23 protein-coding genes are annotated in these 24,280 nt (G+C 71.1%); 12 read left to right on the plus strand and 11 right to left on the minus strand.

The window, feature by feature from the left end; translation table 11 throughout:
• Window positions 1–20: 20 nt before the first annotated feature.
• The 5 genes from AC06FP_RS14735 to prpB form a co-directional block, all read right to left on the minus strand.
• Window positions 21–1,121 carry a virulence RhuM family protein gene (locus AC06FP_RS14735; RefSeq protein ID WP_478076023.1) on the minus strand — a complete coding sequence of 367 codons (1,101 nt, stop codon included), beginning with the start codon at window positions 1,119–1,121 and terminating at the stop codon, window positions 21–23.
• Window positions 1,122–1,230: 109 nt separating this feature from the next.
• Window positions 1,231–3,849: a Fe/S-dependent 2-methylisocitrate dehydratase AcnD gene (acnD, locus tag AC06FP_RS14740; RefSeq protein ID WP_478076024.1), complete on the minus strand. Its 2,619-nt coding sequence runs from the start codon at window positions 3,847–3,849 to the stop codon at window positions 1,231–1,233.
• A gap of 313 nt (window positions 3,850–4,162) precedes the next feature.
• The gene (gene prpC, locus AC06FP_RS14745) at window positions 4,163–5,323 is read right to left on the minus strand and encodes a bifunctional 2-methylcitrate synthase/citrate synthase (protein ID WP_433852116.1); all 1,161 of its coding nucleotides are present in this window, start codon (window positions 5,321–5,323) and stop codon (window positions 4,163–4,165) included.
• A 25-nt stretch (window positions 5,324–5,348) separates the two neighbouring features.
• The gene (locus AC06FP_RS14750; RefSeq protein ID WP_456116736.1) at window positions 5,349–5,942 is read right to left on the minus strand and encodes a DUF1003 domain-containing protein; all 594 of its coding nucleotides are present in this window, start codon (window positions 5,940–5,942) and stop codon (window positions 5,349–5,351) included.
• Between the two features lie 32 nt (window positions 5,943–5,974).
• Entirely contained in the window at window positions 5,975–6,862 is an 888-nt protein-coding gene (prpB, locus tag AC06FP_RS14755; RefSeq protein ID WP_478076025.1) for a methylisocitrate lyase, read from the minus strand.
• A gap of 113 nt (window positions 6,863–6,975) precedes the next feature.
• Between prpB and AC06FP_RS14760 the strand changes: the two genes are divergently transcribed.
• Window positions 6,976–8,199, plus strand: a complete 1,224-nt coding sequence (locus tag AC06FP_RS14760; protein ID WP_478076026.1) for a citrate/2-methylcitrate synthase — start codon at window positions 6,976–6,978, stop codon at window positions 8,197–8,199.
• Between the two features lie 114 nt (window positions 8,200–8,313).
• Window positions 8,314–9,288 carry a subclass B3 metallo-beta-lactamase gene (gene bla, locus AC06FP_RS14765; protein WP_478076027.1) on the plus strand — a complete coding sequence of 325 codons (975 nt, stop codon included), beginning with the start codon at window positions 8,314–8,316 and terminating at the stop codon, window positions 9,286–9,288.
• A gap of 99 nt (window positions 9,289–9,387) precedes the next feature.
• Here bla and AC06FP_RS14770 read toward each other — a convergent pair whose 3' ends face one another.
• Genes AC06FP_RS14770 through pdxH form a run of 3 tightly spaced genes read right to left on the minus strand, consistent with a single transcriptional unit; the run spans window position 9,388 to window position 11,143 of the window.
• The gene (locus tag AC06FP_RS14770) at window positions 9,388–10,185 is read right to left on the minus strand and encodes a cobalamin-binding protein (RefSeq protein ID WP_478076028.1); all 798 of its coding nucleotides are present in this window, start codon (window positions 10,183–10,185) and stop codon (window positions 9,388–9,390) included.
• A complete protein-coding gene (locus tag AC06FP_RS14775) occupies window positions 10,182–10,547 on the minus strand; it encodes a YqfO family protein (protein ID WP_478076029.1) in 366 nt (121 codons plus the stop codon). Before AC06FP_RS14775 ends, AC06FP_RS14770 begins: the two co-directional genes overlap by 4 nt.
• The gene (pdxH, locus tag AC06FP_RS14780; protein WP_456116742.1) at window positions 10,544–11,143 is read right to left on the minus strand and encodes a pyridoxamine 5'-phosphate oxidase; all 600 of its coding nucleotides are present in this window, start codon (window positions 11,141–11,143) and stop codon (window positions 10,544–10,546) included. Before pdxH ends, AC06FP_RS14775 begins: the two co-directional genes overlap by 4 nt.
• A 42-nt stretch (window positions 11,144–11,185) precedes the next feature.
• On the opposite strand from pdxH, the gene AC06FP_RS14785 reads away from it, so the two are divergent.
• Window positions 11,186–12,004, plus strand: coding sequence for a kinase (locus AC06FP_RS14785; protein WP_478076030.1), 819 nt, complete (start codon window positions 11,186–11,188; stop codon window positions 12,002–12,004).
• Between the two features lie 58 nt (window positions 12,005–12,062).
• On the opposite strand, the gene AC06FP_RS14790 is transcribed toward AC06FP_RS14785, so the two are convergent.
• The gene (locus tag AC06FP_RS14790; protein ID WP_153191633.1) at window positions 12,063–12,266 is read right to left on the minus strand and encodes a dodecin family protein; all 204 of its coding nucleotides are present in this window, start codon (window positions 12,264–12,266) and stop codon (window positions 12,063–12,065) included.
• A 100-nt stretch (window positions 12,267–12,366) separates the two neighbouring features.
• Between AC06FP_RS14790 and AC06FP_RS14795 the strand changes: the two genes are divergently transcribed.
• The 5 genes from AC06FP_RS14795 to mdtD all read left to right on the plus strand — a co-directional run bounded on the left by AC06FP_RS14795 (window position 12,367) and on the right by mdtD (window position 17,132).
• The gene (locus tag AC06FP_RS14795; protein ID WP_456116744.1) at window positions 12,367–12,909 is read left to right on the plus strand and encodes a shikimate kinase; all 543 of its coding nucleotides are present in this window, start codon (window positions 12,367–12,369) and stop codon (window positions 12,907–12,909) included.
• Window positions 12,882–14,018: a 3-dehydroquinate synthase gene (gene aroB, locus AC06FP_RS14800; RefSeq protein ID WP_478076031.1), complete on the plus strand. Its 1,137-nt coding sequence runs from the start codon at window positions 12,882–12,884 to the stop codon at window positions 14,016–14,018. The genes AC06FP_RS14795 and aroB overlap by 28 nt, the downstream gene beginning before the upstream one ends.
• A gap of 171 nt (window positions 14,019–14,189) precedes the next feature.
• Complete coding sequence (locus tag AC06FP_RS14805; protein WP_054667062.1) at window positions 14,190–14,441, plus strand: WGR domain-containing protein; 252 nt, start codon at window positions 14,190–14,192, stop codon at window positions 14,439–14,441.
• Between the two features lie 59 nt (window positions 14,442–14,500).
• On the plus strand, window positions 14,501–15,574 hold the full coding sequence (hemE, locus tag AC06FP_RS14810) for a uroporphyrinogen decarboxylase (protein WP_478076032.1): 1,074 nt from the start codon (window positions 14,501–14,503) through the stop codon (window positions 15,572–15,574).
• Between the two features lie 136 nt (window positions 15,575–15,710).
• Window positions 15,711–17,132, plus strand: a complete 1,422-nt coding sequence (gene mdtD / locus AC06FP_RS14815; protein WP_456116748.1) for a multidrug transporter subunit MdtD — start codon at window positions 15,711–15,713, stop codon at window positions 17,130–17,132.
• Here mdtD and AC06FP_RS14820 read toward each other — a convergent pair whose 3' ends face one another.
• Complete coding sequence (locus AC06FP_RS14820) at window positions 17,133–20,699, minus strand: hybrid sensor histidine kinase/response regulator (protein ID WP_478076033.1); 3,567 nt, start codon at window positions 20,697–20,699, stop codon at window positions 17,133–17,135.
• 486 nt (window positions 20,700–21,185) lie between these two features.
• Here AC06FP_RS14820 and AC06FP_RS14825 point away from each other — a divergent pair, with 486 nt between their 5' ends.
• From AC06FP_RS14825 to AC06FP_RS14840, 4 genes are all read left to right on the plus strand, one after another.
• Entirely contained in the window at window positions 21,186–21,866 is a 681-nt protein-coding gene (locus AC06FP_RS14825; RefSeq protein ID WP_456116750.1) for a YceI family protein, read from the plus strand.
• Complete coding sequence (locus AC06FP_RS14830) at window positions 21,863–22,441, plus strand: cytochrome b (RefSeq protein WP_456116751.1); 579 nt, start codon at window positions 21,863–21,865, stop codon at window positions 22,439–22,441. The genes AC06FP_RS14825 and AC06FP_RS14830 overlap by 4 nt, the downstream gene beginning before the upstream one ends.
• Window positions 22,438–23,004, plus strand: a complete 567-nt coding sequence (locus AC06FP_RS14835) for a YceI family protein (protein WP_478076034.1) — start codon at window positions 22,438–22,440, stop codon at window positions 23,002–23,004. Before AC06FP_RS14830 ends, AC06FP_RS14835 begins: the two co-directional genes overlap by 4 nt.
• 125 nt (window positions 23,005–23,129) lie before the next feature.
• A complete protein-coding gene (locus tag AC06FP_RS14840) occupies window positions 23,130–23,936 on the plus strand; it encodes an AadA family aminoglycoside 3''-O-nucleotidyltransferase (RefSeq protein ID WP_478076035.1) in 807 nt (268 codons plus the stop codon).
• Window positions 23,937–23,951: 15 nt separating this feature from the next.
• Here AC06FP_RS14840 and AC06FP_RS14845 read toward each other — a convergent pair whose 3' ends face one another.
• Window positions 23,952–24,182, minus strand: coding sequence for a glutaredoxin family protein (locus AC06FP_RS14845; protein ID WP_456116754.1), 231 nt, complete (start codon window positions 24,180–24,182; stop codon window positions 23,952–23,954).
• Window positions 24,183–24,280: the final 98 nt, after the last annotated feature.

Consider the following 24,280-nt stretch of genomic DNA (forward strand, 5'->3'; position numbering starts at 1 on the left):
TCGTGAAACGCTTTTCCTGTTCATTTCTTGCTTTCGTTGCCCTTCGACTTCGATACCTTGTTCGTCTTCTTCCCTACGGCCGCTTTACGTGCGACGGTCGTCTCCAGGGTTCGTGCCGTCGCGCGCAGGTCCTCCAGGTACATTGCTTCTGCGGCGCGCTCTGCGTCCATTCGCCGCCGCTCGGCGAAGGCATCGTACTGGCGCTCAGCCCAGTCCACCGCCTGCACGTGACTGACCTTGCCGGCGCCTTCCAACACCGGCAATTCGGTATCGCGCAGGAACTTGTCGAGGAAGCCCTCCCAATCGGCCAAGCGGATGTCCTGGCGGCGCGTGGCGCGGAACTCGGCCTGGTCGAGGAACATCACGGTGATGCGGTTGAGCGTGTCGACTTCCTGCTCGTCCAGATAATTCTTGGCGGTACCCACGTCCTGCTTGAGCACGCGGCTGCCCTTCCAGGTATTCAGGCCCATGTTGGGCTGGCCGGCATCGGCGCGCCGATGGACGATTTCCGCCGCGGTCAGGCCGGTGGCCGCGTAGTGCATCTTGTTCTGCATGAGTGCAAAGAAGCGCTGGCTGGCCTGCTCGCCCTCGCGATAGTCCACGGCCATGGCGAATATCTCGCGGATACGCTGATACACCCGCGCCTCGCTGGCGCGGATATCGCGGATGCGCGCCAGCAGTTCGTCGAAGTGGTCGACCGGGCCACGCCCGCCCTTGAGCCGCTCGTCGTCCAGCACGAAACCCTTGGCCAGGTACTCGGCCAGCCGCGCCGTTGCCCATTGGCGGAACTCGGTGCCGCGCGCGGAGCGGACGCGGTAGCCGACGGCGAGAATCGCCTCCAGGCTGTAATGGTCCAGCAGGCGACGGACCTCGCGACCACCCTCGACCTGAACCATTCGGAATTTCCGAATGGTTCGTTCAGGTTCGACCTCGCCTTCGTCGTAAGCGTTGGATAGGTGCTCGTTCACGGTGGGCACCGACACGCCGTACAACTCGGCGATCTGGCGCTGCGTCATCCAGACCGTCTCGCCGATCAACCAGACCCGGATACCGGCCATCCCGCCAACGGCCGGATAGAAGAGCAACTCACCTTCCGTAGCAGAAGCCATGTCCTTGCGCATCTTGTGCTGTCCCGGAACTTCAGAGTAGGGAGGGAGTTTGACGGGCAATCGGCTGATCTTCCATCGCGTCACCCGCATGAACACACGGGTTGCGTCCGATCATGGCGCCTCAGGCCACCCTGCTGCGTTCCAGGAAGTCCTGCGCGAAGCGCTGCAGCACGCCGCCGGCCTCGTAGATGGACACTTCCTCGTCCGAATCCAGGCGGCAGGTGACCGGCACTTCCAGCGTGCTGCCGTCCTTGCGATGGATCAGCAGGGTCAGGTCGCCGCCGGGTCTGCGCGCGCCGATGACGTCGAAGGTCTCAGTGCCGTCGATGCCAAGCGTGTTGCGGTCGGTGCCCGGCTTGAACTCCAGCGGCAGCACGCCCATGCCGATCAGGTTGGTGCGGTGGATGCGCTCGAAGCCCTCGGCGACGATGGCTTCCACGCCCGCCAGGCGCACGCCCTTGGCCGCCCAGTCGCGCGAGCTGCCTTGGCCGTAGTCGGCGCCGGCGATGATGATCAGCGGCTGCTTGCGCTGCATGTAGGTCTCGATCGCCTCCCACATGCGCATGACCCTGCCTTCCGGCTCCACCCGCGCCAGCGAGCCCTGCTTCACGCTGCCGTCGTCGTTGCGCACCATCTCGTTGTAGAGCTTGGGGTTGGCGAAGGTGGCGCGCTGCGCGGTGAGGTGGTCGCCGCGGTGGGTGGCGTAGGAATTGAAGTCCTCTTCCGGCAGGCCCATCTTCGCCAGGTATTCGCCGGCGGCGCTGGACGGCAGGATGGCGTTGGACGGGGACAGGTGGTCGGTGGTGATGTTGTCCGGCAGCACCGCCAGCGGGCGCATGCCGCGCAGCGTGCGTTCGCCGGCCAGCGCGCCCTCCCAGTACGGCGGGCGGCGGATGTAGGTGCTGCGCGGACGCCAGTCGTACAGCGGGCTGACCTTGCCGCCGTGTTCGACGCGCACGTTGAACATCGGGTTGTAGACGCTACGGAACTGCTCCGGCTTGACCGAGGCCTTGACCACCGCGTCGATCTCGGCATCGGACGGCCAGATGTCCTTCAGCCGCACGGCGTTGCCGTCGGCGTCGATGCCCAGCACGTCCTTCTCGATGTCGAAGCGCACGGTGCCGGCGATGGCATAGGCGATGACCAGCGGTGGCGAGGCCAGGAACGCCTGCTTGGCGTACGGGTGGATGCGGCCGTCGAAGTTGCGGTTGCCCGACAGCACGGCAGTGGCGTACAGGTCGCGGTCGATGATTTCCTGCTGGATGGCCGGGTCCAGCGCGCCGCTCATGCCGTTGCAGGTGGTGCAGGCGAAGGCGACGATGCCGAAGCCCAACTTCTCCAGCTCCGGCAGCAGGCCGGCCTCTTCCAGGTACAGCTGCACCGCCTTGGAACCGGGCGCCAGCGACGACTTCACCCACGGCTTGCGCAGCAGGCCGCGCGCGTTGGCGTTGCGTGCCAGCAGGCCGGCGGCGATCACGTTGCGCGGGTTGGAGGTGTTGGTGCAGCTGGTGATGGCGGCGATGATCACCGCGCCGTCGGGCATCAGGCCCTGCGCTTCCTCGCCCTTGCCGCTTTCCAGCTTGGCTTCGTCGGCGATGCCGCGCTCGGCCAGCTCGGACACCGGCAGGCGCCGGTGCGGGTTGCTCGGGCCGGCCATGTTGCGCACCACCGTGGACAGGTCGAATTCCAGCACGCGCTCGTACTGCGCGGTGGCCAGCGCGTCGGCCCACAGGCCGGCGGTCTTGGCATAGTTCTCCACCAGCGCCACCTGCGCTTCCTCGCGGCCGGTCAGGCGCAGGTAGTCCAGGGTCTGCTGGTCGATGTAGAACATCGCCGCGGTCGCGCCGTATTCCGGGCACATGTTGGAGATGGTGGCGCGGTCGCCGATGGTCAGCGCCGCGGCGCCCTCGCCGAAGAACTCAAGATACGCACCGACCACGCGCTCCCTGCGCAGGAACTCTGTCAGCGCCAGCACCACGTCGGTGGCGGTGATGCCCGGCTGCGGCCGGCCGCTGAGCCGGACGCCGACGATGTCGGGCAGGCGCATCCACGAGGCGCGGCCCAGCATCACGTTCTCCGCTTCCAGGCCACCGACGCCGATGGCGATGACGCCCAGCGCGTCCACGTGCGGCGTATGCGAGTCGGTGCCGACGCAGGTATCCGGGAAGGCGACGCCGTCCTGCTGGTAGATCACCGGCGACATCTTCTCCAGGTTGATCTGGTGCATGATGCCGTTGCCCGGCGGGATCACGTCCACGTTCTCGAAGGCCCGCTTGGTCCAGTCGATGAAGTGGAAGCGGTCCTCGTTGCGGCGGTCCTCGATGGCGCGGTTCTTCTCGAACGCCTGCGGGTCGTAGCCGCCGCATTCCACCGCCAGCGAGTGGTCCACGATCAGCTGCACCGGCACCACCGGGTTCACCTTGGCCGGGTCGCCGCCCTTTTCGGCGATGGCGTCGCGCAGGCCGGCCAGGTCCACCAGCGCGGTCTGGCCGAGGATGTCGTGGCACACCACGCGCGCCGGGAACCACGGAAAATCCAGATCGCGGCGGCGCTCGATCAGCTGCTTCAGCGAATCGCCGAGCGTGGCCGGATCGCAGCGGCGCACCAGGTTCTCGGCCAGCACGCGCGAGGTGTACGGCAGGGTGGCGTAGGCGCCGGGGGCGATGGCATCGACCGCTTCGCGGGCGTCGAAGTAGTCCAGCGCGGTGCCGGGGAGAGGTTTGCGGTGCTGGCTGTTCATGGCTGGCTCGGAAAGCTGGGGAGTTGGAAACGGTGCGCAGTGGCCCGCTTTTTTGCCTCTTCCTCCGGTCCGGCAGGATCGCCGGGCTGCGCGGCGAAGCCGCCCGAAGGGTGAGGCACAGGGATGTGCCGGATGGGGGTGCGGGCGAAGCCTCGTGCAATCGGACATCGCAGGGGCTTGGCCTCCTGCCCTCACCCCAACCCCCGCTCCGCACCCCGGCCCTTGCGCTGGCGCAAGGGCGTTCGTGGGGCAGCGAACCGAGGGTTCGCAAACTGCCCCTCTCACCCCATGGGGAGAGGGGCTTAAAAGCGCATCAGGCGCGCTGGTCGATCGGCACGAACTGCTGGTCTTCCGGGCCGGTGTAGTTGGCGCTGGGGCGGATGATCTTGCCGTCGATGCGCTGCTCGATGATGTGCGCGCTCCAGCCGGCGGTGCGGGCGATCACGAACAGGGGAGTGAACATGGCGGTCGGCACGCCCATCATGTGGTAGCTGACGGCGCTGAACCAGTCCAGGTTCGGGAACATCTTCTTGATGTCCCACATCACCGACTCCAGACGCTCGGCGATGTCGTACATCTTCATGTTCTGCTGTTCGGCCGACAGCTCGCGCGCCACTTCCTTGATCACCTTGTTGCGCGGATCGGACACGGTGTAGACCGGGTGGCCGAAGCCGATGACCACTTCCTTGCGCTCCACCCGCGCCTTGATGTCGGCCTCGGCCTCGTCCGGCGTCTCGTAGCGCTTCTGCACCTCGAAGGCGACTTCATTGGCGCCGCCGTGCTTGGGCCCGCGCAACGCGCCGATGCCGCCGGTGATGGCGCTGTACATGTCGCTGCCGGTGCCGGCGATGACGCGGCAGGCGAAGGTGGAGGCGTTGAACTCGTGCTCGGCGTACAGGATCAGCGAGGTGTGCATCGCCCTGACCCACGATTCGCGCGGCTGCTCGCCGTGCAGCAGGTGCAGGAAGTGGCCGCCGATGGAGTCGTCGTCGGTTTCCACGTCGATGACGCGGCCGTTGTGGCTCCAGTGGTACCAGTACAGCAGCATCGAGCCGAGGCAGGCCATCAGCTTGTCGGCGATGTCGCGCGCGCCCGGGTGGTTGTGGTCGTCCTTCTCCGGCGACACGCAGCCCAGCACCGACACGCCGGTGCGCATCACGTCCATCGGATGCGCCGACGGCGGCAGTTCCTCCAGCGCGGCCTTGACCGCGGCCGGGATGCCGCGCAGCGACTTCAGCTTGGCCTTGTAGGCGCGCAGTTCGGCTTTGTTGGGCAGCTTGCCGTGCACCAGCAGGTGGGCGATTTCCTCGAACTCGCTGGTGTTGGCCAGGTCCAGGATGTCGTAGCCGCGGTAGTGCAGGTCGTTGCCGCTGCGGCCGACGGTGCACAGCGCGGTGTTGCCGGCGGCGGTGCCGGACAGGGCGACGGACTTCTTGGGCTTGAAGCCGGGCGTGGCGGTGGTCTGTTCTGACATGGTCTTCTGCCTCTGGAGGGAAGGATTACGGTTGTTTCTGCATGCCGCCGGGCGCCGCGGTGGCGCATTCCAGCAGTCGCTGCAGCATTTCGATCTGGCGGTTCTGCTGTTCGACCAGCAGTGCCCATTCGCGGGAGCGCAGCACGTCCAGCTTCTCGTGGATCTGCAGCACTTCCAGTTCCGATTTCACGTTGACCTGGTAGTCGTTCTCCGCATGCAGGCGGTCCACCGCCGCCTGCCGGTTCTGGCTCATCATGATGATCGGCGCCTGCACCGCGGCCAGGCACGACAGCACCAGGTTGAGCAGGATGTAGGGATAGGGATCGAACGCCCTGGCCAGCAGGAAGCTGTTGGCGACCATCCACACCACCAGCACCACGCCGAAGCACCCGATGAAGGTCCAGCTGCCGCCGACCGCGGCGACGCGGTCGGCGACGCGCTCGCCCAGGGTGCGCGAGGCGTGCAGCTCGCGCCGCACGTTGCGCGAGACCCGCCCGCCGGAGATGAAGCGTTCGACCACCACCCGTTCCTCCGGCGTGAGCTGGTCCAGCTCGCGCTGCAGCAGGCGCCGCGCGGCGTCGCGGCGGTCGACACGGGTGCTGTGGGAAGACGTCGCCATGGCGGAAGCTCAGGTGGCCGCGGGGACGGCCATCATGCGCCCTTCTGCGCGAATACCTTGTCCAGCTGCGCCTCGAAGGCGTGGTAGCCGATGCGGTCGTACAGCTCCTCGCGGGTCTGCATGGCGTCCACCACGTTGCGCTGGTGGCCGTCGCGGCGGATCGCCTCGTACACGCTCTCGGCGGCCTTGTTGGCGGCGCGGAACGCCGACAGCGGGAACAGCTGGATGGCGACGCCGGCCGAGGCCAGTTCGTCGCGGCTGAACAGCGGGGTCTTGCCGAACTCGGTGATGTTGGCCAGCACCGGCACCTTCACCGCGTCGACGAAGCGGCGGTAGGTGTCCAGGTCGTAGGCGGCCTCGGCGAAGATGCCGTCGGCGCCAGCCTCGACGCAGGCAATGGCGCGCTCGATCGCCGCGTCCACGCCTTCCATCTGGATGGCGTCGGTGCGCGCGACCAGGAAGAAGTCCGGGTCGGTCTTCGCATCGGCGGCGGCCTTCACCCGGTCCACCATTTCGCCCTGCGACACGATTTCCTTGCCCGGGCGGTGGCCGCAGCGCTTGGCGCCGACCTGGTCCTCGATGTGGCAGGCGGCGGCACCGGCCTTGATCAGCGACTTCACCGTGCGCGCGATGTTGAACGCGCTCGGGCCGAAGCCGGTGTCGATGTCCACCATCAGCGGCAGGTCGCACACGTCGGTGATCCGGCGCACGTCGATCAGCACGTCTTCCAGGGTGTTGATGCCCAGGTCCGGCAGGCCCAGCGAGCCGGCCGCGACGCCGCCGCCGGACAGGTAGATGGCCTTGTAGCCGGCGCGTCTGGCCAGCAGCGCGTGGTTGGCGTTGATCGCACCGATCACCTGCAGGGGCTGCTCGGTGGCCAGGGCGGCGCGGAAGGCGGCGCCGGCGGAGGAAAGGGACATGGCGGGACTCCTGGTCTGGCGGCGGCGGGGGCGCCGTTCCGCGATGGCGCACAATCTGGCACCATCCAAACCATTGATCAATCTTGATTCAACCAATCAACATATCGAACACCATGACCGAACCCGCCGATCCGGAACTGATTCCCGCCAGCGACGCCTGCGCCCTGCTCGGCATCAGCCCGGCCACGCTCTATGCCTATGTCAGCCGCGGCCAGCTCAGTTCGCGGCCCGGGCCGGACCCGCGCAGCCGCGTCTACCTGCGCGCCGAGGTGGAACGGCTGGCGCAGCGCAAGCGCGCCGGCCGCGGCGCCGCGCGCGGGGCGGCGCAGAGCCTGGACCGCGGCCTGCCGGTGCTGGAGACGCGGATCTCGCTGATCCGCCCGGATGCGCCCTACTACCGCGGCCGCTCGGCGGTGGCGGCAGCGCGCGCCGGCGCCACCCTGGAGGACATCGCGCGGCTGCTGTGGGAATGCGAGGAACAGGACCCGTTCGCCGCGACGCCGCCACCAGCCTGGCCAGAACGCGTGGCGGCGCTGGCGCTGGACGCCGCGCTGCCGCCGCTGGAACGCACCATGGCCTGCATCCCGCTGCTGGCGCTGGAGCAGCGGCAATCGCTCAACGCTGCCGCGCCGGTGCGGCGCGAGGTGGCGGCGATGCTGCTGCGGCAGAACGCGGCCCTGCTGGTCGGCACCCAGCCCGACGCGCGGCCGGTGCACCGCCTGCTCGCCGACGCATGGCAGCCGGGCGACGCCGGCTTCGCCGAACTGGTGCGGTCGGCGCTGGTGCTGTGCGCCGACCACGAATTGAATGTGTCCGCGTTCGCCGCGCGCGTGGTCGCCTCCACCGGCGCGCACCTGCACGCCACCGTCAGCGCCGGCCTGGCCGCGCTGTCCGGCCCGCGCCACGGCGGCGCCACCGCGCGCGCGCATGCGCTGCTGCTCGACGCCGAGGCCAGCGGCGCGCCGGCCGCCTTCATCGCCGAGCGCTGGCGCCGCGGCGACGAGCTGCCCGGCTTCAACCACCTGCTCTACCCCGACGGCGACCCGCGCGGCAGCGAAATGCTGCGCCAGCTGCGCGAGCGCTGCGGCGAGCTGCCGCGCATGCGCCACGTCGAAACGGTGCTGGCCGCCACCGCCGAGCACAGCGGCCAGCATCCGAACATCGACGGCCTGCTGGCGGCCATCTGCTACGTGCATGGCCTGCCCGGCGCGCACGCGCTGGTGATGTTCGCCGCCGCGCGCCTGACCGGCTGGCTGGCGCACGCGCTGGAACAGCAGGCGCTGGGCACGCTGATCCGCCCGCGCGCGCGTTACACGGGGCTGGCGCCCGGACGGTGATGCCCGCGGCGAGGCATGCATCCGGCTCATGCCTGCCGCAGACATTTCGCGTTGGTCGCCACGCGCCCGCCTGCCTATGCTGCGGCACCTGCAGCCAACAGCCAGATGACCGCGATGCGCCGACGCTCCCTCCCGCCGTACCAGCTTGCCGCAGCCGCCCTGGGGTTTGCCCTGCTGGCCGGCTGCCAACCCGCGCCACAGGGCGCGTCCACGCCGGCGGGCGCCGCCACGAGCGCCGCGACAGCGGGCACGAACGAAGCCCCGGATATCCCCGCCTGCCCGGCCAGCGACAACGCCATGGAGGGCTGGAACGAGCGCGCGCCGCCGCGCCGCATCTTCGGCAACACCTGGTACGTGGGCACCTGCGGCCTGACCGCGCTGCTGGTCACGTCCGACGATGGCCACGTCCTCATCGACGGCGCCACCGAGGCGGCCGGCCCGCTGATCGAAGCGAACATCCGCGCACTCGGCTTCGACCCGAAGGACGTGAAGTACCTGCTGAACTCGCACGAGCACTATGACCACGCGGCGGGCCTGGCCTACCTGCAGCGCGCGACCGGCGCACCGCTGCTGGCGCGGGCGCCGGCCGTCAACACGCTGCACACCGGCGTGAGCGACCGCAGCGACCCGCAGCAGTTGGAATTCAAGCGGGGCTTCCCCCCCGTGCCGGTGGTTCGGCCGCTCGACGACGGCGCCCGCGTGAGCGTCGGCGCGCTGGCGCTCACCGCCCACGCCACGCCCGGCCACACCCCCGGCGGCACCAGCTGGACCTGGCGCTCCTGCGAAGGCACGCGCTGCCTGGACATGGCCTACACCGACAGCGTGAGCGCGCTGTCGGACAGCCAGTACCGCTACAGCGACCATCCGGCGATGGTGGCCGCCTTCCGCCGCGGCCTGGACACGCTGGCCGCCCTGCCCTGCGACATCCACATCACCCCGCATCCGCTGGCCAGCGACCTGTTCGCGCGCCTGCAGGGCACGGACGGCAAATCCCTGGTCGACGCCGGGGCGTGCAGGCGCTATGCCCAGAGCGGGCGCGCCAATCTGGAGAAAAGGCTGGGCGATGAAGCCAGCGGCCTGAAACCGTGAGGCCGGACCGCCGCCTGATGCCGGCGGCAAGACGGGCCGCGACGGGCCTGCCCCGCCTGCTGCACCGTCGGTAAAGCCCGTGCGGGGCAAGCCCCGCACCTAGGCGTGACGCTGCGCCCAGCGCTGGATGATGGCCGCGATCGCCTGCACGCCGTCGGTCAGCGCCGCCGGCCCCGGCTGCAGGATCAGCGGCGACTTGATCTCGTGCAGTTCGCCGTCGCGCACCGCCCGTATCGCGTCCCAGCCCGGCCGCGCGGCCACGCGCTCGGGGCGGAACTTCTTGCCGCACCACGAGCCGATGATGATGTCCGGGTCGCGCGCGATCACCGGCCCGCCATCGGCGAGGATGCGCGCTTTGGCCAGCGGTTCGCGCGACAGCTCGGGGAACACGTCGATGCCGCCGGCGATCTCCACCAGCTCGGCGCCCCACTGGATGCCGGTGATGATCGGCTCGTCCCACTCTTCCACGTATACGCGCGGGCGCTGCGGCAGGCGCGCGGCCTGCGCGGCGATGGCCTCCAGCCCGCGCTGCAGCTCGTCGGCGTAGGCCTGCGCGCGCGCGGCCACGCCGACCAGCGCGCCGAGCCGGCGGATGTAGTCGAGGATGCCGGCGACGCTGCGGTGGTTGGCGATCCACACCTCCACGCCGCGGCGGATCAGCTCGGCGGCGATGTCAGCCTGGATGTCGGAAAAGCCGATCGCCAGGTCGGGCCGCAGCTTGAGGATTTCCTCCACCTTGGCACTGGTAAAGGCGCTGACCTTGGGCTTGTCGCGGCGCGCCTGCGGCGGGCGCACGGTGAACCCGCTGATGCCGACGATGCGGTCCTGTTCGCCCAGCGCGTACAGGGTCTCGGTCGGCTCCTCGGTGAGGCAGACGATGCGGCGCGGTCCATTCATGGCGCGGCGAACTCCACCGCATCGACGAACACCGCCGGGCTGTTCCACGGGTGGTGCGCGGCGATGCCTTGGTCGAGCAGGCGCTGCAGCCGTTCGCGGTCGCCGGGCACCCCACGCGGGAGGCAGAACTCCAGCCGCACCGTGGGCTCGCTCACCCGTTCGCCGGCAGCGCCCACGGCGCTGGCGGTGCCGGGCAGCGCGCGGAACTGCTCGCGCCCCGGCGCCGATTCCCACATGCCGTCGGCATAACCGCCGGCCGCCAGGTCGTCCACCGCGAGGATGCCGCGCTTGAGCGCGTCCAGCCGCGCCGGCGGCACGAACACGGTGATGCGGTAGACCGGGTGCAGGCGCAGCGTGCTCACGGGTACAGCAGCCGCTTGCTCCAGGCGCCGGCCGCATCGGCCTCGTAGCACCAGCGCTCGTGCAGGCGGAAAGTGGCGCCGTACCAGAACTCGATGCGCTGCGGCACCACGCGGATGCCGCTCCAGCCGTCCGGGCGCGGCACGTCGCGGCCCTCGAAGCGCGCCTCGAAATTGCGCAGGCGTTCCTCGAACTCCTCGCGCGAGCCCAGCGTCTGCGACTGCATCGACGCCCACGCGCCGATCTGGCTCATGCGCGGGCGCGAGGCGAAATAGGCGTCGGCCTCGGCCGCGGACACCAGCTGCGCGTCGCCGTCGACCCGCACCTGGATGCCGGCCCCGCGCAGGCTGCGCCACAGGAACAGCAGCGCGGCCTGGCGGTTGGCGTGCAGCTCGCGGCCCTTGCGGCTGTCCAGGTGGGTGTAGAACACGAAGCCGCGCTCGTCGAAGGCCTTGAGCAGCACGGTGCGCGCCGAGGGCCGGCCGTCGACGTCGGCGGTGGCCACGGTCATCGCGCTGGGCTCGATTTCATTGCCGGCCTTGGCTTCCTCGAACAACTCGGCGAAGGTCGAAAGCGCTTCTGCGTACAGATCGGTCATGGCTCCACTTCGGACAGCACGGGTTTGGGCTATTGTGGCGCCATGTCGTCCGTTCCGCACCGCTTCTCCGCACGCCGCTTCCCGCAGGCACTGGCCACGCAGGCGCTGGACGAAGCGCTCGCCAGCGGCCAGCGCGTGCCGGTGCTGGCGATCAGCGGCCTGCAGGGCAGCGGCAAGTCCACGCTCGCCGCGCAGGTGGTGGAACTGGCGCGCACGCGCGGCCTGCGCGCGGCGGCGCTGTCGATCGACGACGTCTACCTGACCCGCGCCCAGCGCCAGCGCCTGGCCGACCGCGTGCATCCGCTGCTCGCCACGCGCGGCCCGCCGGGCACGCACGACCTGCCGCTGGCGCTGGCGACGCTGGATGCCGCGCGCGCCGGGCAGGCGTTCGCGCTGCCGCGCTTCGACAAGCTCGCCGACGAACGTGTACCCGAAGCGCAGTGGGAACGCATCGACGGCCTGGACCTGCTGGTGTTCGAGGGCTGGTTCCTGGGCACGCCGGCCGAAACCGACGACGCCCTGCGCGAACCGCTGAACGCGCTGGAGCGCGACGCCGACCCGCAGGGCACCTGGCGGCGCTGGTGCAACCGGGCGCTGGCCGAGGACTACCCGGCGCTGTGGCGGCGCTGCGACCGGCTGTGGTTCCTGCAGCCGCCGGGCTTCTCGGTGGTGCCGCACTGGCGCTGGCAGCAGGAGCAGGCGCTGCAGCAGGCCGCGCCCGGCCGCACCGGCATGAACCGCGCGCAGGTCGAGCGCTTCGTGCAGTTCTACGAACGGGTCAGCCGGCAGGCGCTGCGCTGCCTGCCGGACATCGCCGACCGCACCATCGCGCTGGATGCCCAGCGCCGGGTGCCGGCGTAGGTGCGGGGCCCGCCCCGCACACGCCATGCAGGAAAACCGCGCGGGGCTTTCCCCGCGCCTACTCGACCAGGAAGGTCACCCGCAGGTTGACCCGCCATTCGGTGATGTTGCCGTCGCCGTCGGTGACCACCTTGGTCTCGTTGATCCAGGCGCCCTGGATGCCCTTGACCGTCTCGGCCACCTTCTTCAGGCCGCTGCGCACCGCGTCCTCGACGCTGGCGCCGGACGACGCGCTGACTTCGATGATTTTCGCCACTGCCATGTCCGCCTCCGTTGGTTGCACCACGAACCACTCGTGGCCGCACCGAGCTTGGCTGCTACCGTGTTAAGGCACCGACACGAGGTGCTAGCATCGGCCCGCAATGAATCCCGCCCCCAACGTCATCCTGGTCGGCCCCATGGGCGCCGGCAAAACCTGCATCGGCCGCCGCCTGGCCGAGCGTTTCGGGCTGGAATTCGTCGATGCCGACCAGGCCATCGTCGATGACGTGGGCTCGGCCATACCGGCCATCTTCGAGAACGTCGGCGAGGCCGGCTTCCGCGCGCACGAAAAGCGCGTGCTGGCCAGGCTGCTGGAACGCGGCGGGCTGCTGGTGTCCACCGGCGGCGGCGCGGTGCTGGACGCCGACAACCGCCGGCAGATACGCCAGCGCGGCTTCGTGGTGTGGCTGCGCGTGGGCGTGGCCGCGCAGCTGCAGCGCCTGCAGCGCGACAAGACCCGCCCGCTGCTGCAGCGCGAGGACCGCGAGCAGGTGCTGCACGACATGGCCGCGCTGCGCGACCCGCTGTACCGCGAGGTCGCCGACCTGATCGTCGATACCGACCCCTATTCCCCTACCGAGGCCACCGCGCAGCTGGTCGTGCGCCTGGCCGCGCAATGGCAGAACCCGGACTTCCCCGCATGAGCAACGCCCCCCGCACCGTCGCCGTCGGCGGCGGTTCGCCCTACCTGATCCACATCGGCCCGGGCCTGCTCGGCGATGGCGGCCTGCTGGCCGGCGCCCTGCGCGGCCGCCACGCGCTGCTGGTCAGCGACGACACGGTGGCGCCGCTGTACCTGGCCGGCGTGCGCGCCGCGCTGCAGGCCGCGCGCCCGGAGCTGAAGATCGGCCAGCACGTGATTCCCGCCGGCGAGGCGTCCAAGACCCTGCACCACTTCGGCGGCGCCATCGACGCCCTGGCCACGCTCGGCGCCACCCGCGACGCCTGCGTGCTCGCCCTCGGCGGCGGCGTGGTCGGCGACCTGGCCGGTTTCGCCGCGGCCTGCTGGATGCGCGGCGTGGACTGCGTGCAGCTGCCCACCACCCTGCTGTCGATGGTGGATTCCTCGGTGGGCGGCAAGACCGCGGTGGACATCGCCCAGGGCAAGAACCTGGTCGGCGCGTTCCACCCGCCGCGCGCGGTGATCGCCGACACCGCCGTGCTGCGTACCCTGCCCGCGCGCGAGCTGCGCGCCGGCCTGGCCGAGGTGATCAAGTACGGCTGCATCCGCGACCCGCTGTTCTTCCAGTGGCTGCAGGCCGAACGCCAGGCGCTGCTGGCCGGCGACGACGCCGCGCTGGCGCAGGCCATCGCCCGCAGCTGCGAGCACAAGGCCGAGATCGTCGAACGCGACCCGCTGGAAAAGGGCGAACGCGCCCTGCTTAATCTCGGCCACACCTTCGGCCACGCCATCGAAACCGCGCAGGGCTATGGCGCGCCGGGCAACGACAACCTCAACCACGGCGAGGCGGTGGCGGTGGGCATGGTGCTGGCGGCGGAACTGTCGGCGGCGCTGGGCCTGGCCGACGCCGCCGATGCCGCCACCCTGCGCGAGCTGCTGCGCGCCTGTGGCCTGCCGGTGGCGATCCCGGCCGGGCTGGAACCCGAGGCGCTGCTGGCGCACATGCGCCTGGACAAGAAGAACATCGCCGGGCGCCTGCGCCTGGTGCTGTGGCGCGGCATCGGCAAGGCCGAAGTGGTGCCGGACGTGGACGAAGCGGCGGTGCTGGCGGTGCTGCGCGCGCACCCGTAGGCGCGGGGTCCGCCGGCGCGGACCCGCCGGCAATGCAAGGCGCGGCAAGCCGCGCTCCACGGTGGCCCGGGCGCGCGCGCCGCATGCATCCGCGACACGGGCCCGCTTTGCCGGCAGCGCCCGCCACGGCTGGCCGCGCCCTGGGGGGCTGGCCCGGCTACAATCGCCGCCATGCGTGTCTACCTGCAGCAGCCGCCCAGCGGCAACGAATCCCCCCGCTATGTGCAGCTTTCGCTGCTGCCGGACCTGCTCGGCGGCTGGGAGCTGCTGCGCGAGACCGGCCAGACCGGCGGCCGCGCGCAGCTGCGCCGCGAGCTGTTCCTGCAGCAGGACGAGGCCCGCCACGCCTTCGAGAAGGCGCGCGATGCGCAGATCAAGCGCGGTTTCCAGGTCGTCTTCGCCAGCGGCGAGCCGCACCCCTGACCGGCCCCGGCGCCGCGCGCGCCGCCCCGGCCCAACGGCCACGTTCCAAGGAGTTTTCCGTGACCCGCCCCCTCCGCAACGATCGCTTCCTGCGCGCCCTGCGCCGCGAGCCGGTGGACTGCACGCCGGTCTGGCTGATGCGCCAGGCCGGCCGCTACCTGCCGGAGTACCGCGCCACCCGCGCCCGCGCCGGCAGCTTCCTGGGCATGGCCAAGCACCCGGAGGTGGCCTGCGAGGTGACGCTGCAGCCGCTGCGGCGCTTCGACCTGGACGCGGCCATCCTGTTCTCCGACATCCTCACCGTGCCCGACGCGATGGGCCTGGGCCTGTATTTCGCCGAGGGCGAGGGCCCGAAGTTCCACCACCCGGTGCGCGACGCCGCGGCCATCGCCCGGCTGGCGGTGCCGGACATGGAGACCGAGCTGGGCTACGTGATGGACGCGGTGCGGCTGATCCGCCGCGAACTGGACGGCAAGGTGCCGCTGATCGGCTTCTCCGGCAGCCCGTGGACGCTGGCCTGCTACATGGTCGAAGGCGGCGGCAGCAAGGACTACGCGCGCATCAAGGCGATGGCGCTGAACGAACCGAAGGCGCTGCACCAGCTGCTGCAGGTGGTGACCGACGCGGTCATCGCCTACCTGGCGGCGCAGCGCGCGGCCGGCGCCCAGGCGCTGCAGGTGTTCGACACCTGGGGCGGGGTGCTGTCGCCGGCGATGTACCGCGAGTTCTCGCTGCCCTACCTGGTGCGCATCGCGCGCGAACTGGAGCGCGGCGACGGCGCGCAGCGCACGCCGCTGATCCTGTTCGGCAAGGGCACCGGCCAGTACGTGGCCGAGCTGGCCGCCACCGGCGCCGAAGGCGTGGGCGTGGACTGGACCATCGCGCTGGAGGACGCCGCGCGCGCGACCGCCGGCACGGTGGCGCTGCAGGGCAACCTCGACCCGACCACGCTGTACGGCTCGCCCGAGGCGATCATCCGCGAAGTGGGCAAGGTGCTGGACAGCTACGCCGCCGGCAATGGCGGCTCGCGCGAGGGCCATGTCTTCAACCTCGGCCACGGCATGTCGCCGGACATGAACCCCGAGCACGTGGCCGTGCTGGTGGACGCGGTGCACCGCCTCAGCCGCCGCTGAGCGCGCCCGGGCGCGGCCCAGGCCCGCCCGGTTCCGCTGGATCGGCGACCCGCGCATCGCCCCCGCACCGGCGTGCGCGGCACCTGCACGCCTGAACGGGGACAATGGCGCCCCCGCCCGGCCACGAGTTCGCCCGATGCCCACGCCCCCTTCCAGCCCGCTGCCCGCCGGCGATCCGCACCGCCCCCTGCTGTGGCTGGTGTCGCTGGCGATCTTCATGCAGATGCTGGACTCGACCATCGTCAACACCGCGTTGCCGGCGATGGCGCGCAGCCTGGGCGAAAGCCCGCTGCAGATGCAGTCGGTGGTGTTCAGCTATGCGCTGGCGGTGGCCAGCTTCATCCCGGCCTCGGGCTGGATCGCCGACCGCTTCGGCACCCGCCGCACCTTCCTGGCGGCGATCGTGCTGTTCACCCTCGGCTCGCTGGCCTGCGCGCTGTCGCCGACGCTGCACTGGCTGGTGGCCGCGCGCGTGCTGCAGGGCATCGGCGGAGCGATGCTGCTGCCGGTGGGGCGGCTGGCGGTGATGCGCTCGGTGCCGCGCGAGCAGTTCCTGTCGGCGATGAGCTTCATCGCGATCCCGGCGCTGGTCGGCCCGCTGCTGGGCCCGACGCTCGGCGGCTGGCTGGTGCAGGCCGCGTCCTGGCACTGGATCTTCCTGATCAACCTGCCGATCGGGCTGGTCGGGCTGTGCGCCGCGCTGCGCATCATGCCCGACCACTATGGCCAGGAACGGCACCACTTCGACCTGGCCGGCTACCTGATGCTGGCCTTCGGCATGGTCGCGCTGTCGCTGGCGCTGGACGGCGCCTCCGGCTTCGGCTCGGCGCATGCGCTGGTGCTGCTGCTGGCGGTGATCGGCATCGCCGCGCTGGCCGGCTACTGGCTGCACGCGGCCGGGCGCCGCGACGCGCTGTTCCCGCTGACCCTGTTCCAGATCGCCAGCTTCCGCATCGGCATCCTCGGCAACCTCTTCTCGCGCATCGGCAGCGGCGCCATGCCGCTGCTGATCCCGCTGCTGCTGCAGGTGGGCATGGGCATGAGCCCGATGGCCGCGGGCATGATGATGATCCCGGTGGCGCTGGCCGGCATGGCCGCCAAGCGCGCGGCGGTGACCCTGGTGGAACGCTTCGGCTACCGCCGCATCCTGATGATCAACACCGTCTGCGTGGGCCTGGCCATGGCCAGCTTCATGTTCGTCACCGTGCAGCAGCCGCTGTGGGCGCGGCTGGCGCAGCTGGCGCTGTTCGGCGCGTTCAACTCGATGCAGTTCACGGTGATGAACACCGTGACCCTGCGCGACCTGGACGCCGGCCAGGCCAGCAGCGGCAACAGCCTGCTGTCGATGGTGATGATGCTGGCCACCGGCTTCGGCGCGGCCACCGCCGGCAGCCTGCTTTCCGCGTTCGGCACCCACCTCACCGGCCACGGCGCCAGCGCGGCGCTGCACGCCACCTTCGTCTGCGTCGGCGCGATCACGCTCAGCTCCACCCTGGTGTTCTGGCAGCTGCCGGAAAACCGCCCGCACCCGCGCGCGGTCGAGGAAGTGGTGGAGTAGTCAGTCCGGGCGCTGTTGCGGCCGCGCGCCCTCCGCCGCGGCCGGGCGCCACGCCGCGGCGATCGCCGCCACCAGCATCTCGCCGGTCACCGGCTTGCGCAGGAAACCGTCGAAGCCGGCCGCGCGCGCCTGTTGTTCGGCGGCGGCGTCGGAACGCGCGGTCACCGCCACCAGCGGGAAGCGATGGCCCTGGCCGCGCAGCTGTGCGGCCAGGGCCAGCCCGTCGAGCGCCGGCAGGTCCAGGTCGAGCAGGCCGATGTCGAACGACCACGCCGCCACTTCGCCCAGCGCGGCCAGGCCATGCAGCGCGTGCACGACCTGGTGGCCACGCGCGCGCAGCAGGCCGGCGATGACGTCGGCCACGGTGGGGTCGTCCTCGACCAGCAGGATGCACAGGCTGCCTTCCGGGCCGGTACCCGCAGGACGCGCCGCTCCGTCGCCGGTGCCCTCCAGCGGCGTCCACGGCAGCGGCAGCTCGACGATGAAGCGCGCGCCGGCGCCCAGCCGGCTGTCGATGCGGATGCGCCCGCCCATGGCCGCGGCCAGTTCCTGGCAGATCGCCAGCCCCAGCCCGCTGCCGCCATAGCGCGAGGCGGTATGCGGCCCGTCGGCCTGTTCGAAGCGGCGGAACAGCCGCGCCTGCTGCTCGGCGGTGATGCCCGGGCCGGTATCGCTGACCTCCAGGCGGATGCCGGCGCCGTCGGGCAGCAGTTCAACGCCCAGCCCGACCTGGCCGTGCTCGGTGAACTTGGCGGCGTTGCCCAGCAGGTTCATCAGGATCTGGCGCAGGCGCATGGCATCGCCGGTCACGCTGACCGGCACCGGCAGGCGCGGTTCCTGCACGAACCCGAGGCCACGCTTGCTCACCACCGGCGCGATGAGCGCGGCGACCTCGTCCAGCAGCGGCGCCAGCTCGAACGGCTGGCGGTCCAGGTCCAGGCGGCCGGCCTCGATGCGCGCCAGGTCGAGGGAATCGTTCACCAGCTGCAGCAGGTGCACGCCCGCCTGCTGGATCGAGCCGGCGTAGCGGCGCTGGGTGGCGTCCAGCGGCGTATCCAGCAGCAGTTCGGTCATGCCGAGCACGCCGGTCATCGGCGTGCGCACTTCATGCCCCAGCGTGGCCAGGAAACGGGTCTTGGCCGAAGACGCCTGTTCGGCCAGTTCGCGCCGCTGCTCGGCCAGCCGCCACTCGCTGCGCCGCTGCAGGCGCGCGCGGTAGGCCAGCACCGCGATGCCCAGCGCCAGCACCGCCGCCAGCGCGTAGACGGCCAGCGCCCAGCCGCTGCGCCACCACGGCGGCGCGACCTCGATCAGCAGGTCGGGCGCGGCGATCCAGCCGCTGCCGGGTACCGCGCCCTGGATCTGCAGGGTGTAGCTGCCCGGCGTCAGACGCGGGAACACGCGTTCGCCGCTGGCGCCGACGGTCACCCAGTCCGGGTCGTAGCCGGCCAGGCGGAAGCGGTACTGGTTGTTGGTGGAATCGGCGAACGCCAGCAGGCGCGCGACGACGTGCAGGTCGCGGTCGCCGTCCTTGATCCGCAGCGACGGCTGCGCCGCAAGGTCGTATTCCTGGTCGCCGCGATGCACGCTGATCCGCTCGATCACCAGCGGCGGGCGCCGCGCCAGCGGTCCGACCCGGGCCGGATCGAACAGCACCACGCCCTCGGGCGTGCCACCGGCGATCTGGCCGCTGCGTGCCTGCACCAGGCCACGGCGCCGGAACTCCTGGCTCGGCAGGCCATCGTGCACGCCGTAGCGGCGCACCGAACGGCGCTCGGGGTCGACCCGGATCAAGCCGCGCGCGCTGCTGGCCCAGACGATGCCGCCGCCATCGACGACCATGCCGCCCGCGGCCAGCATGGGGAAGCCCTGCTGCGCGCCGACACCGTCCTCGCGCAGCAGTTGCCCGCCCTCCCAGCGGTAACGCTGCAGGCGCCCGAGCAGGGCGACCCACACCCTGCCGCCGGCGCCGACGTCGAAGGCGTAGGCCGGCTCCTGCGGGCCGCCCCGCACCGGCGCGAAGACGCCGGCCTGCGGCTGCCAGGCGGACAGGCCGGTGGCGCCGGACAGCCACAGGTGGCCGCCGGGGCCGCACTGCATGTCCTGCAGCGCGCTTTCCGGCAAGCCGCGCTGGCCGGGCGCCAGATGCAGGGTGACGCGGCCCTCGAGGTCGCGCTGCTGGATGCCGCCGTCCTCCGAATAGATCCACAGCCGGCCGTTGCAGATCCGCACCATGTCGCCGTCGCCGACCATCGCCGCGTCCACCGCGTCGTCGTGGCGCCAGTGGCGCACCGCGCCGTCGCGCGGGTCGTAGCGCACCAGCGTGTCCAGGCTGCCGATCCAGACCCGGCCCTGCGCGTCCTCGACCACCGACTGCGGCCAGTGGATGCCGTCGATGGGCTGCAGGTGCTGCTCCACCGCGCCGCTGGCCGGATCGAACCGGTCCAGCGCGCCGCGGGTGCCCACCACCCAGATGCCGCCGGAAGCCGAAGGCGCCATTGCCAGCGCATAGGGATTGCGCAGCGAGGCCGGATCGTCCAGGTGCCGCGCCAGCACCGAGAACTGCCGCCAGTTCGGCGACAGGTGCCACAGCCCGGCATTGGTGCTGGCGAACCACAGGCCGCCGTCGCGGTCCTCGTAGGCGCTGCTCCAGTTCGGCTTGACCAGGCCGCGCTCCTGCGCGCTGTACAGCGGCACGTTGTTCACCGCCCCGCCGTCGCGGCTGCGCCCCAGGCCCTCCAGGGTGTCCAGCCAGTAGTGGCCGTCGGCCGCGTACTGCAGCACGTTGAGCACCTCGCCGGGGGCGGAGCCGGGCCATTCCATGCGCTCGAAGCGGCCGTCGCGGTGGCGCACCACCACCCCGCCGTTGGTGGCGATCCACAGCCGCTGGTGGCCGTCGACCTTCAGCCCGTTGATGCGCGGCGACGGCAGCACCGCCTCGCCCTCGCGCGCGAAGCCGCTGCCGGTCCAGCGCGCCAGCCCGCCCTTGCTGCCCACCCACAGCACGCCGTCCGGGGTGACCGCCAGGTAGGCGATGGAGGCCGACGGCAGGCTGTCGCGCTGGCCGGCGACCGGCATGAAGCGCTGGATCGTGCCGTCCACGGCCAGCCGGTACAGGCCGGCGGTCGGGGTGCCGAACCAGACGCTGCCATCGGGCGTGGAAGCGATGCTCCACACGGTGTCGCTGCCGATCTGCGGATACGTCCCGCGGTCGAAGAAGCGGAAGCTGCGGCGGTCGGCCGACAGCATGCCCAGCCCGGCGTTCTGCGTGCCGAACCACAGGCGGTTGGCCGCGTCCACGTGCAGGCTCCAGATCAGGTTGTCGCGCAGGCCGTCCTCGGCCCGCCAGATGCGGTAGTTGCGGCCGTCGAAGCGCGCCAGGCCGTCATGGCTGGCCAGCCACAGGTAGCCGAGCCGGTCCTCGGCGAAGGCATTGATGTTGGCCGACGGCAGGCCGTCGGCCACGCCCAGGCGGCGCGGCTGCGGGGTGATCGGCACCTCGGCCACGGCCTGCGCCGCGGCGCCGGACAGCAGCAGGCACAGCAGCCACCGCCACCCCCCTTTCATGGCGCGTTTCCCCGCCGCGAGGCGGCGCTTGCGGACGGGACGGCAACGCGGGCACGGGCCGGCCGGGGCCCGCCAGCCGATGTACGCCCGCCCGTTTCGCCGCTGCCCCCGTTCCGCATCCTTCGTCCACCGCTGCCCCTGTATGCGGGGGAAAATACCATCCGCGTCGAAAATCGGCTGGCCGGCATGCCGCGCCGGCACCGCGCCATCGACGATGCGCAATGCGGGCATGGGCACGCCGCGGGCCGGTTGCCGCGTGGAAGGCCGCTGCCGGCAGCGCCGTTCGACATCGCCCGCGCCGATGCCCGCGGGGTTCCCGCAGGGGATGGCGGGAACAAAAAACCGCCGGGAGCGGTTTTTGACATCGCCTGTCGATGGCCCGCAGGGTTCCCGCCAGGGATGGCGGGAACAATCCATTGCACGGCACGGCAACAATCCCTGCCACGCATGTGCCTAGAATCCACCCAACCTTTCCGGAGCCGGACCTTGCCACGCTGCCTCGCCCTGCTGCTTGCCTGCCTGCTGCCGCTGGCCGCGTCCGCCGCCGACCGCTACCGGCTGGACCCGGTGCACACGCGGGTGCTGTTCGCGGTCGAGCACGCCGGCTTCTCGCAGGCGCTGGGCACGGTGTCCGGCAGCGAAGGCGTGCTGGAGTTCGACCCGGACGACTGGCGCGCTGCCCACCTGGAAGTGGTCGTGCCCATCGCCCGGCTCGACCTGGGCGACGACAAATGGAACCAGGCCACGCTGGCGCGCAACCTGCTCGACGGCCAGCGCCACCCGCAGGCGCGCTTCGTCTCCACCCGCGTCGAACCGGTGGACGCGCACAGCGCGCGCGTGCATGGCCTGCTGACCCTGCGCGGCGTCAGCCGCGAGGTGGTGCTCGACGTCCGCCTCAACGCGCTCAAACGCCATCCGCTGCCGCCGTTCCGCCGTACCGCCGGTTTCTCCGCCACCGCCACCCTGCAGCGTTCGGACTTCGGCATCGCCGCGTGGCCCTCGGTGATCGGCGACCGGGTGGAACTGCGCATCGAGGCCGAGGCGGTACGCGACGACAACGCCAGGGCGCCCGATGCGAACGGCGAGGCCCCCGCCGGGGACGACGACGCCCAGGCCGCGGCCGATGCCGCAACCCGACTTTCCCCGCCACCGGAATCCCATCCATGAGCATGAAGAACAGCCCCGACCGCTGGGGCAGCGTCAGCAAGAGCCTGCACTGGTTGATCGCCGTCCTGATCCTGGCCCTGGGCATCGTCGGCCTGCTCATGGGCGAACTGCCCAAGACGCCGAAGTACTTCTGGGTCTACACCGCGCACAAATCGATCGGCATCACCGTGCTGGCGCTGGTGGCGCTGCGCGTGCTGTGGCGCCTGTACGCCGGCGCGCCCAGGCCGGTGCCGGGCACGCCGACCTGGCAGGCGCGCGTCGCCGAGGCCACGCACTGGCTGCTGTACGTGCTGATGTTCGCCATCCCGCTGTCCGGCTGGCTGTACGACTCGGCCAGCGGCCTGCGCCCGTTCAAGCTGTTCGGCCTTGTCGAGATGCCCAAGCTCGTCGCCCCCAGCGAACAATCCGCCCAGCTCTCGCACGCCATCCACGAATGGGGCTTCTGGCTGCTGATCCTGGTGGTGCTGGCCCACGCCGGCGCCGCCCTCTACCACCACCTCCACCAGCGCGACGCCACCCTTGCACGCATGCTGCCGCAGGGCTGGCTGGGCGCCCCCCAGAAGGAATCCGCATGAACATCAAGCTCACCACCCCGACCGCCGTGGCCGCCGCCCTGGCCGGCATGCTGGCGGCCGCGCCGGCCCTGGCCGCGGACTACGAACAGGCCCCCGGTTCGATCCTGGTCTTCGCCACCAAGTACGACGGCGAAATCTTCACCGGCACCTTCCCCGGCTTCCAGACCCAGCTGAGTTTCGACCCGGCCAACCCGGCCGCCGGCAAGCTCGATGTCACCATCCCGCTGGCCGGCGCGCGCAGCGGCAACAGCGACCGCGACTCCACCCTGCAGGGCAAGGACTTCTTCAACGTCGCCCAGTTCGCGCAGGCGCGCTACACCGCCAGCGGCTTCCGCGCCGTGGGCGACAACCAGTTCGCCGCCGACGGCACGCTGGAACTGCGCGGCATCAGCAAGCCGGTCACCTTCACCTTCACCTGGACGCCCGGCGCGCAGCCGGTGCTGACCGGCAAGGCCACCGTGAAGCGCCTGGACTTCGGCGTCGGCGGCGGCGACTGGGCCGACACGAAGACCATCCCGAACGAGACCGCGATCAGCACCAAGGTGATCCTCAAGGCGAAGTGATCGCTGCCGGGGCCCGCGGTTCCACCTGCCACTGCATGGCGGACTGCTCGTCGAGTCCGCCATTTCCTGCGCCCTCGCCGCCTGCGGCACAATCCGGTGCGTCCCTTGTCCGGATGCGCACCGGAATGCCACAGCCCCTGCCTGAAGAAATCGCCTGGCAGACCACCCAGGCCCGCGCCGTGATCGAGCGCCATCTGGGCGATGCCGTAAAGGCCATTCACCTGTTCGGTTCGGCCGTGGATGGCGGCCTCAAACCACAAAGCGACATCGACCTGCTGGTCACCACCCGCGTCGCCCCTTCCGAATCCATCCGCCGCGCGCTGCTGCTCGATCTTCTGGCCGTCTCGGCGCCGCCGGGCGATGCATCCTGGCGCCCGCTGGAAGTGACCGTCGTCGCCCACGGCGAAGTGGTGCCCTGGCGCTATCCGGCCCGGCGTGAACTGCAGTTCGGCGAATGGCTCCGACAGGACCTGCTGGACGGCATCTTCGAACCGCCGATGCCCGACCACGACCTGGCGATACTGCTGGCGAAGGCGAGGCAGCACAGCCTTGTCCTGTCCGGCCCGCCGGCACGGATGCTGTTCGACCCCATCCCGGAACACGACTTCACCGGTGCCCTGGCCGATACGGTGGCGCAATGGAATTCCGCCAGGGACTGGCAAGGCGAGGAACGGCACGTCCTGCTCGCGCTGGCCCGTATCTGGTACAGCGCCTCGACGGGGCGGATCGCTCCCAAGGACAGCGCGGCGGACTGGCTGCTGGAGCGGCTGCCCGGTGAGCACCAGCCAGTCCTGCGCCAGGCCCGCGATGCCTATCGCGGCCTGATCGCCGGTGACGTACGCCCCGATCCCGGACGGACCAGCGCCTTCATCCATTTCGCCAAGGCGAATATCCTGCCCTTGCTGGGTCGGCCAGGCGCAGGCCACGGATGAGCGGGCCGGATCGCCTCACCCTTCTCCGTCAAGCCAACGGCGCAAGCGTGTGGCATCGAACGGCCAGTCCAGCTCGCGTCCGCCCGCCTGCGCAAGTACCGGCACGCGCGTGCCGTAGCGCGCTTCCAGTGCCTCGTCCGCATCGATGAACACGCTGTCGAACTCGGGCGCGCGCGCCTGCGCCAGCACCGCCAGCGCCTGGTCGCACAGATGGCAGTCGTCGCGCTGGTACAGAATCAAGCCCATTCCCCACACCCCATGCCGGTCCGATGCTGCGCTGCGGGCAGGGCCGGCAGCGGCGAACCCGTAGAATAGCGGCCCCTCCCGGCAGTACGCACAACGCA

It is taken from the genome of Stenotrophomonas sp. Steno-Z2, assembly GCF_056393235.1.